This is a genomic window from Enterobacter cloacae complex sp. 2021EL-01169 (genome assembly GCF_020733125.1).
Lineage (GTDB): Bacteria > Pseudomonadota > Gammaproteobacteria > Enterobacterales > Enterobacteriaceae > Enterobacter > Enterobacter roggenkampii.
Genome location: NZ_JAJFTC010000010.1, coordinates 90,744 through 106,537, shown reverse-complemented (window position 1 = coordinate 106,537; position 15,794 = coordinate 90,744). Strand labels below are relative to the sequence as shown.

The following is a 15,794-nucleotide window of genomic DNA, read 5'->3' as shown; positions in this document are numbered from 1 at the left end:
ATCACTGGTCAGCCGTCTTATCAAAACGACCCAGCACCTCGCGTTCATACGCCAGCGCCTTTTTACGATCGAATTTGTGTTCCCACTTGGCGATAACCAGCACCGCCAGCGCATTCCCCACCACGTTCAGCGCCGTACGCGCCATGTCGAGGATACGGTCCACACCCGCGATAAAGGCCAGGCCTTCCAGCGGAATGCCTACGCTGCCCAGCGTCGCCAGCAGTACCACGAACGAAACGCCCGGTACGCCTGCGATGCCTTTAGACGTCACCATCAGGGTCAGCACCAGGACGATCTCCTGCCACAGCGACAGGTCAATGCCATACAGCTGCGCAATAAAGATAGCGGCGATACTCTGGTACAGCGTGGAACCATCCAGGTTAAAGGAGTAACCCGTCGGCACCACGAAGCTGGTGATCGACGCTGGCGCGCCGTAGGCTTCCATCTTCTCAATAATACGCGGCAGCACGCTCTCAGAGCTTGCCGTGGAGTAGGCCAGAATCAGCTCATCTTTCAGGATACGAATCAGGATCCAGATACTCAGCCCACACAGACGCGCCACAATTCCCAGCACCACCAGCGCAAAGAACAGGATGGCAAAGTGCACCAGGAGCACCAGCTTCGCCAGCGGCCAGAGGGAGGCAAAACCGAAGTTCGCCACGGTGACGGCGATAAGCGCAAACACCCCTACCGGCGCGTAACGCATCACCATGTGGGTCACTTTAAACATGGTTTCGGAGATCGAGCGGAACACGGTCACCAGCGGTTCGCGGTGCGTCGCGGGCAGTGAAGAGAGCCCCAGACCAAACAGGACCGAGAAGAAGATAATAGGCAGCATCTCGCCCTTCGCCATCGACGCCACGATGTTGGTCGGCACCAGAGAAAGGATCGTGCCCATCAGGCCGTGTGCATGGCTTTGCACGTCAGCGGTCGTACTTTGGTATTTCGAAATATCCACCGTCGCCAGCTGCGACATATCAATCCCGGAACCCGGCTGGAAAACGTTCGCCAGGGTGATACCGAGAATGATCGCAACCGTAGTGATCACTTCGAAATAGATAATGGTTTTCGCACCAATACGGCCTAACTGCTTCGCATCGCCGACGCCTGCAATACCCACCACCAGCGTCGAGATCACAATCGGTACTACGATCATCTTGATCAGGTGAATAAAGATATCCCCTGCCGGTGAAAGCAGGTTCGCAATCAGCCAGTCGCGGCTGTCGCTGTGATAGTGGAGGTAACTGCCCAGCAGGATGCCCAGCACAAGGGCGATTAAGATCTGCCAGGCCAGGCTGACTTTAACGTTTTTCATAGAAACTGACTTCCTCAATGAAGCGCCTTATTCACTTAAACTGCATGAATATGGGGACATACTGAAAGGGTATGAATTGTGTTGCGTCGATTTATGGGATTTTTTAACGCGGCGTATGAGTATCATTTGCGCGGCCTGTTGCGCAAGCCTTAAAGAACGACGCATTTCACTCGTAAAAGCGTCTGTGACGGGAGTTTCTCCTGATTCTAATAAATAACCTTTTGTTATAAAAAACCTTTTTTAAACATAAATGTGAATAATCGTCAGCATAAATTATTTTCCTTCAAAGTTTCATTCGCTCATTTTTCAACCTGTTCAAACAATGCGTGATCTGTCGCCCAAATAATAAACAAAGCTTGTAAAGCCCCTACTATTAACGTTTTTGCGACATATTATTAACATCTTACAAGGAGAAAAAAAGCCATGAGCCAAATACACAAACATGACATTCCCGCAAACATTGCGGACCGTTGCCTGATCAACCCGGAGCAGTACCACGAGAAATATCAGCAATCTATTACCGCCCCGGACACCTTCTGGGGTGAGCAGGGCCATATCCTTGACTGGATCAAACCTTATCAGAAGGTAAAGAACACCTCCTTTGCGCCCGGTAACGTCTCCATTAAATGGTATGAAGATGGCACGCTGAACCTGGCGGCAAACTGTCTGGACCGTCACCTTGCCGCGCGCGGGAACGAGACGGCGATTATCTGGGAAGGCGATGATGCCTCGCAGAGCAAACACATTACCTATAAAGAACTGCACCGCGACGTGTGCCGCTTTGCCAACGTCCTGCTGGATAAAGGCATTAAAAAAGGCGACGTGGTCGCTATCTATATGCCGATGGTGCCGGAAGCGGCGGTGGCCATGCTGGCCTGTGCGCGTATCGGCGCGATTCATTCCGTTATTTTCGGTGGGTTCTCGCCAGAGGCGGTTGCGGGTCGTATTGTCGATTCAAGCTCAAAACTGGTGATCACCGCCGATGAAGGCGTGCGCGCAGGACGCAGTATCCCCCTGAAGAAAAACGTCGACGAAGCGCTGAAAAACCCGAACGTCAACACGGTCAGCAACGTCATCGTCCTTAAGCGTACCGGCGGCAAAATCGACTGGCACGAGGGGCGCGACCTGTGGTGGAGCGACCTGATTGAAAAGGCGAGCGACCAGCATCAGCCGGAAGAGATGAACGCGGAAGATCCGCTCTTCATTCTTTATACCTCTGGCTCAACCGGCAAACCGAAAGGCGTGCTGCACACCACCGGCGGTTATCTGGTCTACGCGGCCACTACCTTCAAATACGTCTTCGACTACCACCCGGGCGACATCTACTGGTGTACCGCCGACGTGGGCTGGGTCACCGGGCACAGCTACCTGCTGTACGGTCCGCTGGCCTGCGGCGCAACAACGCTGATGTTTGAAGGCGTGCCAAACTGGCCGACCCCGGCGCGTATGTGCCAGGTGGTCGACAAACACCAGGTCAACATTCTCTACACCGCACCAACGGCCATCCGCGCGTTAATGGCGGAAGGCGACAAAGCCATCGAAGGCACCGACCGCTCTTCATTGCGCATTCTCGGTTCCGTGGGTGAGCCCATTAACCCGGAAGCCTGGGAGTGGTACTGGAAGAAAATCGGCAACGAGAAATGCCCGGTCATGGACACCTGGTGGCAGACCGAAACCGGCGGCTTTATGATCACCCCGATGCCGGGCGCCACGCAGCTGAAAGCGGGCTCGGCAACGCGTCCGTTCTTCGGCGTACAGCCTGCGCTGGTGGATAACGAAGGCAACCCGCTGGAAGGGGCCACCGAAGGCAACCTGGTGATCACGGACTCGTGGCCGGGTCAGGCACGTACCCTGTTCGGCGATCACGATCGCTTCGAGCAGACCTACTTCTCGACCTTTAAAAACATGTACTTCAGCGGCGACGGCGCGCGTCGTGATGAAGATGGCTATTACTGGATCACCGGACGCGTGGACGACGTGCTGAACGTCTCCGGCCACCGTCTGGGCACCGCGGAGATTGAATCGGCGCTGGTGTCGCATCCGAAGATTGCCGAAGCCGCCGTTGTCGGCATTCCGCACAACATCAAGGGCCAGGCAATTTACGCTTACGTCACCCTGAACCACGGGGAAGAGCCGTCGCCAGAGCTCTATGCTGAGGTGCGCAACTGGGTGCGTAAAGAGATTGGCCCGCTGGCGACGCCAGACGTGCTGCACTGGACCGACTCGCTGCCGAAAACCCGCTCCGGCAAAATCATGCGCCGTATCTTGCGCAAAATCGCGGCAGGGGACACCAGCAACCTCGGTGATACCTCAACGCTCGCGGATCCTGGCGTGGTGGAAAAACTGCTCGAAGAGAAGCAGGCCATCGCAATGCCTTCCTAGTGTTTTCTCCCTCTCCCCTCACCCTCTCCCCATAGGGGAGAGGGGATAAAAACAAACCAACCTTACCTTTGGAGACTCTGTGATGAATGACCATATTTGTCAGCAGATAGAGAATAGTGCGCACTACAGGGAGCTCGTCGATAAGCGGCAACGGTTTGCCTTCACCCTTTCCATCATCATGCTGATTATCTATGTCGGCTTTATTCTGCTGATCGCCTTTGCGCCGCACTGGCTGGGCACCCCGCTGCACGAGGGCACCAGCGTGACGCGCGGTATTCCGATTGGCATTGGCGTCATCGTGATTTCATTTGTGCTGACCGGCGTCTACGTCTGGCGCGCGAACGGTGAATTCGATCGCCTTAATAAAGCGGTACTGCAAGAGGTAAAAGCATCATGAAGAGAATTCTGACGGCGCTCGCCGCCACGCTTCCCTTTGCCGCCCACGCGGCAGATGCGATTACCGGCGAGGTACAGCGCCAGCCAACCAACTGGCAGGCGATTGTGATGTTCCTGATTTTCGTGGTGCTGACGCTGTACATCACTTACTGGGCGTCGAAACGCGTGCGCTCCCGTAACGATTACTACACCGCCGGCGGCAACATTACCGGCTTCCAGAACGGGCTGGCGATTGCGGGTGACTTTATGTCCGCCGCCTCGTTCCTCGGGATCTCCGCGCTGGTCTACACCTCCGGCTATGACGGCCTGATTTACTCCCTCGGCTTCCTCGTCGGCTGGCCGATCATTCTGTTCCTGATTGCCGAGCGCCTGCGCAATCTGGGCCGCTACACCTTCGCCGACGTGGCCTCGTATCGCCTGAAGCAGGGACCGATTCGCACCCTCTCCGCCTGCGGTTCGCTGGTGGTGGTGGCGCTGTATCTGATTGCGCAGATGGTGGGCGCGGGTAAATTGATCCAACTGCTGTTCGGCCTGAACTACCACATCGCGGTGGTGCTGGTGGGCGTACTAATGGTGATGTACGTGCTGTTCGGCGGCATGCTGGCGACGACCTGGGTGCAGATCATCAAAGCCGTGCTGCTGCTGTTCGGCGCCAGCTTTATGGCCTTTATGGTGATGAAGCACGTCGGGTTCAGCTTCAATAACCTGTTTACCGAAGCCATGGCGGTCCACCCGAAAGGGGAAGCCATCATGAGCCCGGGCGGGCTGGTGAAAGACCCGATATCGGCCCTGTCGCTCGGTCTGGGCCTGATGTTTGGTACCGCAGGCTTACCGCACATCCTGATGCGCTTCTTCACCGTGAGCGACGCGCGTGAAGCGCGCAAGAGCGTCTTCTACGCGACCGGCTTCATGGGTTACTTCTATATCCTGACCTTTATTATCGGCTTTGGCGCGATCATGCTGGTGGGGGCGAACCCGGCGTTTAAAGATGCGGCAGGCGCGCTGATTGGCGGTAACAACATGGCGGCGGTGCATCTGGCCGACGCGGTTGGCGGCAACCTGTTCCTCGGCTTTATCTCAGCCGTGGCCTTCGCCACCATTCTTGCGGTGGTTGCGGGTTTAACGCTGGCCGGGGCGTCGGCGGTTTCGCATGACCTCTACGCCAACGTCTTCCGCAAAGGCGCGAGCGAGCGCGATGAGCTGAAGGTTTCTAAAATCACCGTGCTGGTGCTGGGCGTCGTGGCGATCCTGCTGGGCATTCTGTTCGAGAAGCAAAACATCGCCTTTATGGTGGGGCTGGCCTTCTCCATCGCGGCAAGCTGTAACTTCCCGATCATCCTGCTCTCCATGTACTGGTCGAAGCTGACCACCCGTGGCGCGATGATTGGCGGCTGGCTGGGGCTGCTGACGGCGGTGATCCTGATGATTCTGGGCCCGACGATTTGGGTGCAGATCCTCGGTCACGCAAGCGCCATCTTCCCGTATGAATATCCGGCGCTGTTCTCCATTGCCGTGGCGTTTATCGGTATCTGGGTCTTCTCGGCTACCGACAATTCGCCGGAGGGTAACCTGGAGCGCGAGAAATTCCGCGCCCAGTTTATTCGTTCACAAACCGGTCTTGGCGTTGAGCAGGGCCGCGCGCACTAAACCTTTCTCCCCGGCCATTCTGGCCGGGGAGCTTAAAACATCACCCACGCCACCAGCGGCGCAATCAGCACCATCACCACGCCCGACAGCATCATCACCAGGCTCGCGACAACCCCCTCCTGCTGGCCCAGCTCATAGGAACGTGCCGTGCCCGCGCCGTGCGACGCCGCGCCAAACCCCGCGCCTTTGGCCATCCCTTCCCGAATAGAAAGCCGCAGAAAGAGCATATCGCCCACCGCCATCCCAAAGACGCCCGTCACCACCACAAACAGCGCCACCAGGTCCGGCTGTCCGCCGAGGGGTTTCGCCGCCGCGAGCGCAAACGGCGTGGTCACCGAGCGCACGGCCAGGCTGCGCTGAATTTCATCGGGCAGCGTAAACAGTCTCGCCAGCCAGACGGAGCTACAGACCGCGACCACCGTAGCGGTGATCACGCCTGCGCTGAGCGACATCCAGTGGCGCCTGATAATCGCCAGGTTGTCGTAAACGGGCACGGCAAAGGCGATGGTCGCCGGGCCGAGCAGCCACAGCAGCCAGTGGGATTCACCAATGTAGTTCTGCCAGGAGATATGGCCGAAGACCAGCATCAGCACCAGCAGGATCGGCGTGAAGACCAGCGGCATCAGCGGCAGCGCATGAAACCGGCGATACAGCCGCTTGTTGGCAAAGTAGATCGCCAGCGTCGCGATCAGGCACAAGACGCTGATCTGAAAGTTAGTCATGTTTGTGCCTGCTGATTTCAAAGCGATACACTTTATCCACCACCCAGGCGGTCGCTCCCAGCACCATCAGCGTACTCAGCGCGATCACCGCGAAGATGCGCCAGCCATCCACCATCAACAGCTGCGCATAGTTCACCACCGCCACCACGGCAGGAACAAAGAACAGCAGCATCTCAGCCAGCAGCCAGCGCGCCCCGGCACGCACCCAGTTAAGGGGGATCACGCGACAGAGGATGAGCGTCAACATCAGCAGCATCCCCACCAGGTTGGCAGGCAGCGGCAGGTGCAGCCAGCCGACAAGATATTCGGCGAAAACAAACAGTCCCGCGTAAAGCAGTACCTGAACCGGGACCTGGAGTCGTCGCACAACGGCAGGCGTAACACGGCTTAACGCCACGGCCATGGGGGTTTTCCTCAAAAATGAGACGAGGCGCCAGTATAGTGAGCGCACGGTATGGACTGAAATGAATTAAAATCATCACAGGTATAGTTTCGAGGAATAATCATGGACATAAGAACGCTGCGCTATTTTGTCGAAGTGGTTCGCCAGCAAAGTTTTACCCGCGCAGCGGAGAAGTTGTTTGTTACCCAGCCCACCATCAGCAAGATGCTGAAAAACCTCGAAGATGAACTTAACTGTACCCTGCTGATCCGCGATGGTCGCAAGCTGCTGCTGACCGACACCGGACGCGTGGTGTTCGAACGCGGGCTGGCCATTCTGGCGGAGTTCCGCCAGCTGGAAGCGGAGCTGGACGATATTAATCATCTGACCAAAGGGGTGCTTCGCCTCGGCATTCCACCGATGGTGGGGATGATGATGGCCGGGCCGATCGGCCTGTTTCGCCAGCGCTATCCTGGCGTAGAGCTAAAGATTTCGGAGTTTGGTGGCTTAACCGTCCAGCAGGCCGTCACTAACGGCGAGCTCGACGTGGCCATGACCGCCCTCCCCGTTGAGGAAGAGAGCGGCCTGGCGACGCTTCCGCTCTTTAGCCACCCGCTGTGCGTGCTGGTTCCCCGCTCCGGCGACTGGCTGAAAAGGGACGCGGTGAAGCCTGAGCTGCTCGGCGAACACCCTCTGCTGATCTACAACGAAGACTTCGCCTTAAGCCGCCAGCTGATGACGCTGTTTAACCAACATAACGTCAAGCCACGCATTGCGGTGCGCAGCGGTCAGTGGGATTTCCTGGCCGCGATGGTGCAGGCGGGCGTGGGGATTGCCATTCTGCCGCAGCCGATTTGCGAGCGTCTGGATAAAAACACGCTGCGCTGGATCCCGCTGGAGAGCGATCTGCACTGGCAGTTAGGGATGATCTGGCGTGAAGGGGTCTATTTGTCGCAGAGCGCGCAGGCGTGGCTGCAGTGTTGTGAGGGGTTTTGGGTGCGGTCTGAATAGTGCCCGGTGGCGCTGCGCTTACCGGGCCTACGTTCGAACCGTAGGCCGGGTAAGGCGAAGCCGCCACCCGGCAAAACAGCGCTACTGATTCTCTATCAACAGCGCTTCCAGCAGGTCCAGATCGTGCAGTAGCTTTTGCAGCGTCTCGTTGCTGATCTGGCGCGTGGCGCGCAGGTGATACAGTTCGGCACGCTCTGAGCGCAGCGCGGCCAGACGGAACCGGCGTTCCAGGTTCTCCTCCTGCAGCGAGCTTTCTACATCGTTACGCCCGTCCGCGCGGCGACGCAGGTTACCAATTACGCGGGAACTCACCTCCGTCAGCAGCTGATTGTCGATGTTCTCTTCCGCATCCGCGGCCAGGCGCTCTTCCATTTTCTGGATGGCGACAATCGCCACTTCGGCGGTCGCAGCACGCGCAATACGCTCTTCCTTGTGCTGCTGGGTCGAATCGCCAACATCAATATGCTGGAGCAAAATCGGCAGCGTAATCACGCCGACGAACAGGGAGAACAGAATCACCCCCGCCGCCAGGAACACCAGTTCGTAACGCGCCGGGAAGACATCGCCCGTCGGCAGCAGCAGCGGAATGGAGAGGACACCGGCAAGGGTGATCGCCCCGCGTACGCCCGCAAAAGAGGCAATCAGCAGTTCACGCGTTGTCCACGAACCAAACTCCATCGGCTTTTTCTTCAGGAAGCGGACGCTGAAGTTTTTCATCGTCCACAGCCAGCCGAAACGCACCAGCATCAGCGCCAGGTAGATCAGCACGATGTCGGTAAACAGCATCCAGACTTCAACGTTCGGATCGGCCTCCGCCGCCACCAGCGAGGATTCCATAATGCCCGGCAGCTGCAGGCCCAACAGCAGGAACACCATGCCGTTAAAGACAAACTCCAGCATCGCCCAGGTGCTGTTGGCACGCAGGCGCATCGCCAGCGGCGCGCGGCGCATCACGCCGGAGCGGGTGATGGTCATCCCTGCCGCGACCGCGGCCAGAATGCCCGACACGCCGATATGTTCGGCAATCAGATAAGAGGCGAACGGCAGCAGGAACAGCAGCACGATCTGCGTCGCGGGTTCATCGCCGCCCCAGCGGCTGAGGAAGCGCAATGAGCGGCCGTACAGCCAGCTCACCACGAAGCCCGCGAGAATACCGCCGATGGCTACCTTAAAGAACTCCAGCGTCGCGCCGCCGACGGTAAAGACCATCGTGCCCATCGCAACGGCCACGGCAAACTTCAGGGCAACCAGGCCGGAGGCGTCATTCATCAGCGCCTCACCCTGTAAAATCCCCATGATTTTCTTCGGAATGCGGCCTTCGCCCACAATGCCGGACAGCGCCACGGCATCGGTTGGCGACAGCACGGCGGCCAGCGCAAAGGCAGGAATTAACGGGATACCCGGTACCGTCCAGTAGATCAGGAAACCAATCCCGACGACGGTAACCACCACCAGCGCAAGCGCCAGGCCGAAGATCTCTCGCCCGTGCTCAAGGAACTCGCGCGTGGGCGTTTTCCAGCCATCGGCAAACAGCAGTGGCGGGATGAACAGCACGAGGAACAGTTCGGGGTCAAATTCCACGTGCAGGCCAAACGTCGGCCACGCCAGCAGCGCGCCGATGGCAATTTGCATTAATGGCAGGGGGACCTGAAAGGGCAGTACGCGTGTAACCACCCCGGATAGCGAGACCACAAGGGTCATGATGAGTATTGTGAAGAAGATTTCCATGCGTTCCCTGTTTGCTGTGTTGCTTATGTACTCCGGAAGGCGTCGTGCCTTTTATTCTATCTTCCCCAGAGTAACGCAAAAGGCAACAGGATGAGTCCTGAAAATAAAAACGGGCGGCCTGAGCCACCCGTTTTCGCATCAAAGGACAACTCAGATTGCCCAGCCGCCCGCGTAAAACGCCACCAGCGCAACGGCAATCACAACGGTGCCAACGTTCAGCTTGCGCCATTCACCGGAGACCAGACGACCAATCACCAGCGACGCGAAGCCGATCATAATGCCGGTCACGATGTTGCAGGTCAGTACGATGAAGACCGCGGTAATCAGTCCAGACATCGCGTCAACGAAATCCGCAAAGTCGATTTTCGCCACGTTGCTCAGCATCAGCAGGCCAACGTACATCAGCGCTGGCGCGGTCGCGTACGCCGGAACCAGATAGGAGAGCGGGGAGAGGAACAGGATCAGCATGAACAGCACGCCCACGGTGATCGCCGTCAGGCCGGTTTTACCGCCCGCCGCCGTACCCGCTGCGGACTCGATGTACACCGCCGCAGGCGCTGCGCCCACCAGGCCCGAGAAGACGCTGCTCAGGGAGTCCGTAGTCAGCGCTTTGCCGCCGTCAATAATCTGACCGTCTTTATCCAGCAGGTTCGCCTGACCGGCCACCGCACGAATGGTACCGGTCGCGTCAAACACGGCGGTCATCACCAGCGCCAGCACGCTTGGCAGGATCACCGGGTTGAGCGCGCCAACGATATCCAGGCTGCCAATCAGAGAGTTGCCTTTGTCATCGCTCAGCGACGGCATGGCGAAAATGCCGGAGAAGTGGACGTTCGGATCGAAAATCAGGCCCACAATGGACACGCCGATAATAGTCAGCAGAATGCCGCCCGGGACTTTCAGTTTTTCCAGACCGATAATCACCGCCAGGCCGATCAGCGACATGATCACCGGGAAGCTGGCGAAGTGGCCCAGCGCAACCGGCAGGCCGTCCAGCGGGTTCTTGATAACCAGACCGACGCCATTGGCGGCGATCAGCAGCAGGAACAGGCCGATGCCGATGCCGGTACCGTGCGCCACGCCCTGCGGCAGGTTGCGCAAGATCCAGCTACGGATGCCGGTCGCTGAAATAACGGTAAACAGCACACCCATCAGGAACACGGCGCCCAGCGCAACCGGTACGCTGATGTGCTGGCCCAGTACCAGGCTGAACGCGGTAAACGCGGTCAGAGAGATGGCGCAACCAATCGCCAGCGGCAGGTTCGCCCACAGGCCCATCACGATAGAGCCCACGCCGGCCACAAGGCAGGTCGCCACAAAGACAGCCGCTGGCGGGAAGCCCGCTTTGCCCAGCATACCCGGCACAACGATGACGGAATAAACCATCGCCAGAAACGTTGTCAAACCGGCAACGATTTCCTGGCGCACGGTGCTGCCGCGGGCCGAAATTTTAAACATGGCGTCAAGTGAACCGCCAGTACGCGCAGATGGCGTAGACATAGAAAACATCCCCTGAGAGTTTTTTAGGAAGTCCGTAAGCGAGGTGGAGACGCCACTGCCAGCTAAACGTCAAATCCTTGTGTTGCGTTTGCGACGAAAGGGCGTCACAGAAAAAGCAAACGTTTAGCTCCGCGCTTACAAACGGGTGGTCAAATTAAGGCAAACGATTATCTAGCCTAATCCCCGCCCTTTTCAACTGAACTTTATCGTTTTTCGCTAAAATTCCCTTATGACGCTGAAGAAATAAACAGAGGATGCGCAAACGTTATCGTCTATGCGCAATTTGTTTACATTTCAATCCTCACCCGGGATGGATAACGGTCCCCCTTGTGCCAGGGTTCGTTGCCAGCCGGGGCTGTTTTCAACTTTCGTTTTCCATGCCTGACTATGCGGCAGGTTGTCGATACCGCCGCGCGCCAGCAGGGCAAAGATCGGGAAGCTCATTTGAATGTCGGCCATGCTGAGCGAATCCCCGGCAAACCAGCTGTTTTTAGCAAGGTGCGACTCAATAAAGCGCGCATGGGTTTCCAGCTGGCGGTTAAGGTACGCTTTCTGCACCCCCTGCCCAAGCGCTTTGCCCAGGGTTCGGATACCAAACGGCACCGGCGGCTTGCCGAGACTGCTGAAGACCAGCTTCATTAGCAGCAGCGGCATCAGCGATCCTTCCGCGTAGTGCAGCCAGAAGCGATACTGCACCTTATGCGCCGGATCTAAAGGCTTAAGCCGCGACTCGGCATCGTATGTTTCCTGCAGATACTCCAGAATGGCGCCAGACTCCGCGAGGATCAGCCCGTTATCTTCAATGACCGGCGATTTGCCCAACGGATGCACCTTTTTGAGAGCCTCCGGCGCCAGCATGTTCTTTTCGCGCTGATAGTGAACGATCTCATAAGGCAGACCGAGTTCTTCCAGCGCCCAGATCACGCGGTGCGAGCGCGACTGGTTAAGGTGGTGTACCGTGAGCATGGTTTTCTCCTGTTATTCATACTTTTTAACTATAGAAAATCGAACAACACCGCGAAAAAAATTCGGCTAAAAACCGGTCAGCGACGCTGGCGAAAAAACGGGTCTTGCATAGAATTAAAGTGTCAGCACAATCCGGAACCTCCCCAACCAGCTCGACATGAGGGGTGCTGACGTCGGGGGAAACCCTCCCGTGAACCAGCGGGATAGAGAGAAAGACAAAGACCGGGAAAAACTAAAGCGCCCTTTGTGGCGCTTTAGTTCTTTATGTATGTGGGGTTTTGCCGGGTGGCGCTTCGCTTACCCGGCCTACGTTCTCGGTTTTGTAGGCCGGGTAAGGCGCAGCCGCCACCCGGCAAACCGATCTCAATCCTCTTCCAGCAGCCGTGCCCCCGTCCCCTGTTCGCCCAGTTTGTCGCCGGGGTTACGCAACGGGCAGTCGCTGCGCGACAGGCAGCCGCAGCCGATACAACCGTCCAGCTCATCACGCAGCGCGACCAGCGTATGGATACGCCTGTCCAGCTCTTCTCGCCACTGGGATGAAAGCTCTTTCCACTCTTTCGGGCTCAGCGTATGCCCTTCCGGCAGCACGCCAAATGCCTCGCCAATGGTAGCCAGGGGAATGCCGATTCGTTGCGCAATTTTGATAATCGCCACGTAGCGGAGCACGTCGCGGGTATAGCGACGCTGGTTGCCGCCGTTGCGGATGCTTTTAATTAACCCTTTGCTTTCATAGAAGTGGAGCGCCGACACCGCAACGCCGCTTCGCTTTGCCACTTCGCCGGGGGTTAACAGCGCTTTAATGCGCGGCAATCTCTTTTCCATAAAACCTCTTTACCTCAAGTTAACTTGAGGAATTATACTCCCCCGCAGAGAAAACGACGAATCAACCGAGAAAGTTGTATCTACAGAGGGGCAACCTTATGTCGCATCAGCAGATTATTCAGACGCTTATTGAATGGATTGACGATCATATCGACCAACCGTTGAACATTGATGTGGTCGCGAAAAAGTCGGGCTATTCGAAATGGTATTTACAGAGAATGTTCCGCACGGTCATGCATCAGACGCTGGGTGAGTACATTCGTCAGCGCAGGCTGCTGCTGGCGGCGCAGGCGCTACGCTCAACGCAGCGGCCGATTTTTGATATCGCGATGGATCTTGGCTATGTGTCGCAACAAACCTTTTCCCGCGTGTTTCGCCGCGAGTTTGACCGCACGCCGAGCGACTATCGCCACCAGTTGAATTAATTACTCTCAGTGCAAAGGTTGCTGCTGCCAGGTCATAAATTCCTGGGGCGGCATCGCTTTCGCGAAGTGCCATCCCTGACAAAACTGGACGCCGCGCTTCAACAGCCAGCTCACCTGCTCTGCCGTCTCGACCCCTTCCGCAATGGTTTTCAGCCGCAGGCTTTGCGCCATCTCGATAATATGCTCGGCGATCAGGTGGCTGGTGCTGTTGGTCGTTAAGGTATCGATAAACGATTTATCGATTTTCAGAATATCGACGTTCAGCGAGTAGAGGTTGTGCAGGTTCGAATAGCCGGTACCGAAATCATCGATCGCCACTTCATACCCCGCCTGACGGAAAGCCTGAATCACCGGCGTGGTTTTAGGCACATCGATAAAACCGCGTTCCGTCACTTCAATTTTGATTTGCTGCGCGCGGACGGCGTAGTGGCGAGCCTTCTCAGAAATCATGGCGATCAGCCGCGAGGAGTGGAAATCCGTGGCCGACAGGTTAATCGAAATATAGAGATGCGGATGCTCGGCCAGGAAATGGCCCAAATCGCTGAACACTTCCTCAACGACGTAATCCGTAATCCGCTCGCTCATCCCCTCATTTTCAGCCAGCGGAATAAACTCAGCCGGGCTCATCACCTGCCCGTTAAAACCCGGCCATCGTAACAACGCCTCCGCGCCGACACACCGGTTGTTCTTAATATCAATAATCGGTTGATAGTGCACGCAAAGCTGGCGTTTGTTCAGCGCCCGGTGCAGTAAACGCCCCGGCGAATTAAGCTCACGATGAGTACGGGACCAGACCAACAAAATAATAATGCTGCAGATCATGCCCAGCGGCAGCGTTAATGTCGCCTGATGATAAAGCGTTTCATAAAAGCGTTTATTCGATGTCGACACGATGGCCGCAATCGGTCTTTTAGAGGATGTGACGATCGTATAAAAGCGGTTATCTTTTTGAAATACCGATTCCTTATCCCGAATCAGCGAATTTAATAACGAAACGTTGGCTTTCTGACTGACGGAAAAGAAAGCATTGGTTACCGTGTCGTAAACCCCCCACGAGAGAGAATGATCCGCGGACATGACTTCGCTGTATGAAAGTGGATTAACGACCACTACATAATTTCCGCGCTGCATATATGTCATTTTATAGCCAGTATAAAATGGGGTGTCGCGATAATAATAGATAGCGACGTCAGGTTTTCGCGTGTAATTAGCGACGGGTATGGCGTAGGGTTGATCCGGTGTAAAAACGGTCGAACAAAGAAAATTCTGACCTTCAGCGTAAATTAAATCGGCAACAAACAGGCGACCACGAACAACGTTCAACATATATTGACGGTGTCCCGGGGTACAGAGCTCGCCCCGATATTTTTCTGCCTCGTCCCGGGCCAGATCAACCTGTTGTATAACCAGCTCAGTTTTGTCTAAAGCCAGTTCAGCAAATGTCCGTAGCTGGGCGCTTGTTTCAGACACGGCTCTTAGCTGGGCAAACCATAGCGCAAGCATCACCGGCAGCATAACTACCATGATGATCCCTACCACCCTGAGCATCTTGCGCCGCGCGCTACGATTCATTTCCCGCCCTATATCCCTGCATGTTGTACGCCTGTAGTAATGAAGGCCGGATGCTGTGTTAAACAGGTGATTACGTTGCATGAATCATGCGAAGTTAGCAACTGACTTTTCGTATTAAAAATCTTAAATTTCGTTATGACGATAATATTTTCCCGTAAGTGAAACTGTAAGTATTCGTTCCGTTTCAATTAAGGAAAATAATTATCCAGCCCTCGAGGGCGGAGGGAAGATAACACAACAGACGATCGTTGATTAAGCCAAACTTCTGGCAGCATGAAAAAAGCGCACCTTTATCATGACGTTTTATGCTATTTACTGTGGGGCATTGTGTGCGTTGATTTATAAATAATCAGTCTTCGCCGCACTATTTTATGATTCGACTGAGCCCCCTCTTATAAAAACCGAATTTGAGGTATCACCACTAACCCGATGGACGTTTCCGGCACGCTGGGGGGCGCCTCCTCGCGCGCCGAAGGCAGGGCCAGCCTGCACACACTCTTTACCTGAGGAATAAAAACCGTTTTTTGATCGCACAGACACTGGCGAATAAATCAACAAATGTGATATAGTTCACACATATTCTGTAACGAGAAACACCGTTTCATTCAGGTCGTCTGTTTTGTAGAGGATGGGTTTATGGCAACCATTACTACCAGCATGGTTCTCCTGCGCTGGCCTTTGTTGAGTGCGGTACTGATGTTTTTGGCCAGCACGCTGAACATTCAGTTTCGCAAATCTGACTACGCGGGTCTCGCTGTCATCAGCACGCTGTTGGGGCTGGGTGCAGCATGTTGGTTTGCAACGGGGCTGCTTGGCATTACCCTGCTGGATATCGCCGCCGTCTGGGAAAATATCAAAGTGGTGATGGTTGAAGCGATGAGCCACACGCCACCAGACTGGCCAATGGTGATTACCTGATCCCTTTA

General features: G+C 56.1%; 14 protein-coding genes. 6 read left to right on the top strand and 8 right to left on the bottom strand.

Annotated elements, in window-relative coordinates; all coding sequences use genetic code 11:
- Position 1: 1 nt before the first annotated feature.
- Positions 2-1,315 (bottom strand): glutamate/aspartate:proton symporter GltP, encoded by a 1,314-nt coding sequence (gene gltP / locus LLF79_RS20275; protein ID WP_008503398.1) that lies wholly within the window; start codon positions 1,313-1,315, stop codon positions 2-4.
- 423 nt (positions 1,316-1,738) lie between these two features.
- On the opposite strand from gltP, the gene acs reads away from it, so the two are divergent.
- The 3 genes from acs (at position 1,739) to actP (ending at position 5,740) form a co-directional block, all read left to right on the top strand.
- Positions 1,739-3,697, top strand: coding sequence for an acetate--CoA ligase (gene acs / locus LLF79_RS20270; protein WP_008503397.1), 1,959 nt, complete (start codon positions 1,739-1,741; stop codon positions 3,695-3,697).
- Between the two features lie 82 nt (positions 3,698-3,779).
- Positions 3,780-4,094: a DUF485 domain-containing protein gene (locus LLF79_RS20265; protein WP_008503396.1), complete on the top strand. Its 315-nt coding sequence runs from the start codon at positions 3,780-3,782 to the stop codon at positions 4,092-4,094.
- Positions 4,091-5,740 carry a cation/acetate symporter ActP gene (actP, locus tag LLF79_RS20260; protein ID WP_008503395.1) on the top strand — a complete coding sequence of 550 codons (1,650 nt, stop codon included), beginning with the start codon at positions 4,091-4,093 and terminating at the stop codon, positions 5,738-5,740. The genes LLF79_RS20265 and actP overlap by 4 nt, the downstream gene beginning before the upstream one ends.
- Before the next feature lie 32 nt (positions 5,741-5,772).
- On the opposite strand, the gene LLF79_RS20255 is transcribed toward actP, so the two are convergent.
- On the bottom strand, positions 5,773-6,462 hold the full coding sequence (locus tag LLF79_RS20255) for an LrgB family protein (protein ID WP_008503394.1): 690 nt from the start codon (positions 6,460-6,462) through the stop codon (positions 5,773-5,775).
- Positions 6,455-6,865 (bottom strand): CidA/LrgA family protein, encoded by a 411-nt coding sequence (locus LLF79_RS20250; protein ID WP_227880270.1) that lies wholly within the window; start codon positions 6,863-6,865, stop codon positions 6,455-6,457. The genes LLF79_RS20255 and LLF79_RS20250 overlap by 8 nt, the downstream gene beginning before the upstream one ends.
- A gap of 102 nt (positions 6,866-6,967) precedes the next feature.
- On the opposite strand from LLF79_RS20250, the gene LLF79_RS20245 reads away from it, so the two are divergent.
- Complete coding sequence (locus tag LLF79_RS20245; RefSeq protein ID WP_021242768.1) at positions 6,968-7,855, top strand: LysR family transcriptional regulator; 888 nt, start codon at positions 6,968-6,970, stop codon at positions 7,853-7,855.
- A gap of 81 nt (positions 7,856-7,936) precedes the next feature.
- Here LLF79_RS20245 and LLF79_RS20240 read toward each other — a convergent pair whose 3' ends face one another.
- The 4 genes from LLF79_RS20240 to soxR all read right to left on the bottom strand — a co-directional run bounded on the left by LLF79_RS20240 (position 7,937) and on the right by soxR (position 12,871).
- Complete coding sequence (locus tag LLF79_RS20240; protein WP_227880268.1) at positions 7,937-9,583, bottom strand: Na+/H+ antiporter; 1,647 nt, start codon at positions 9,581-9,583, stop codon at positions 7,937-7,939.
- Positions 9,584-9,733: 150 nt separating this feature from the next.
- The gene (ghxP, locus tag LLF79_RS20235; protein ID WP_008503390.1) at positions 9,734-11,083 is read right to left on the bottom strand and encodes a guanine/hypoxanthine transporter GhxP; all 1,350 of its coding nucleotides are present in this window, start codon (positions 11,081-11,083) and stop codon (positions 9,734-9,736) included.
- A gap of 294 nt (positions 11,084-11,377) precedes the next feature.
- A complete protein-coding gene (locus LLF79_RS20230) occupies positions 11,378-12,049 on the bottom strand; it encodes a glutathione S-transferase family protein (RefSeq protein ID WP_008503389.1) in 672 nt (223 codons plus the stop codon).
- A gap of 363 nt (positions 12,050-12,412) precedes the next feature.
- A complete protein-coding gene (gene soxR / locus LLF79_RS20225; protein ID WP_008503388.1) occupies positions 12,413-12,871 on the bottom strand; it encodes a redox-sensitive transcriptional activator SoxR in 459 nt (152 codons plus the stop codon).
- A gap of 98 nt (positions 12,872-12,969) precedes the next feature.
- Between soxR and soxS the strand changes: the two genes are divergently transcribed.
- Positions 12,970-13,296 (top strand): superoxide response transcriptional regulator SoxS, encoded by a 327-nt coding sequence (gene soxS / locus LLF79_RS20220; protein ID WP_008503387.1) that lies wholly within the window; start codon positions 12,970-12,972, stop codon positions 13,294-13,296.
- A 6-nt stretch (positions 13,297-13,302) separates the two neighbouring features.
- Here soxS and LLF79_RS20215 read toward each other — a convergent pair whose 3' ends face one another.
- Positions 13,303-14,868 carry an EAL domain-containing protein gene (locus tag LLF79_RS20215; RefSeq protein ID WP_065102820.1) on the bottom strand — a complete coding sequence of 522 codons (1,566 nt, stop codon included), beginning with the start codon at positions 14,866-14,868 and terminating at the stop codon, positions 13,303-13,305.
- Between the two features lie 636 nt (positions 14,869-15,504).
- Between LLF79_RS20215 and LLF79_RS20210 the strand changes: the two genes are divergently transcribed.
- The gene (locus LLF79_RS20210) at positions 15,505-15,786 is read left to right on the top strand and encodes a YjcB family protein (RefSeq protein ID WP_008503385.1); all 282 of its coding nucleotides are present in this window, start codon (positions 15,505-15,507) and stop codon (positions 15,784-15,786) included.
- Positions 15,787-15,794 lie beyond the last annotated feature (8 nt).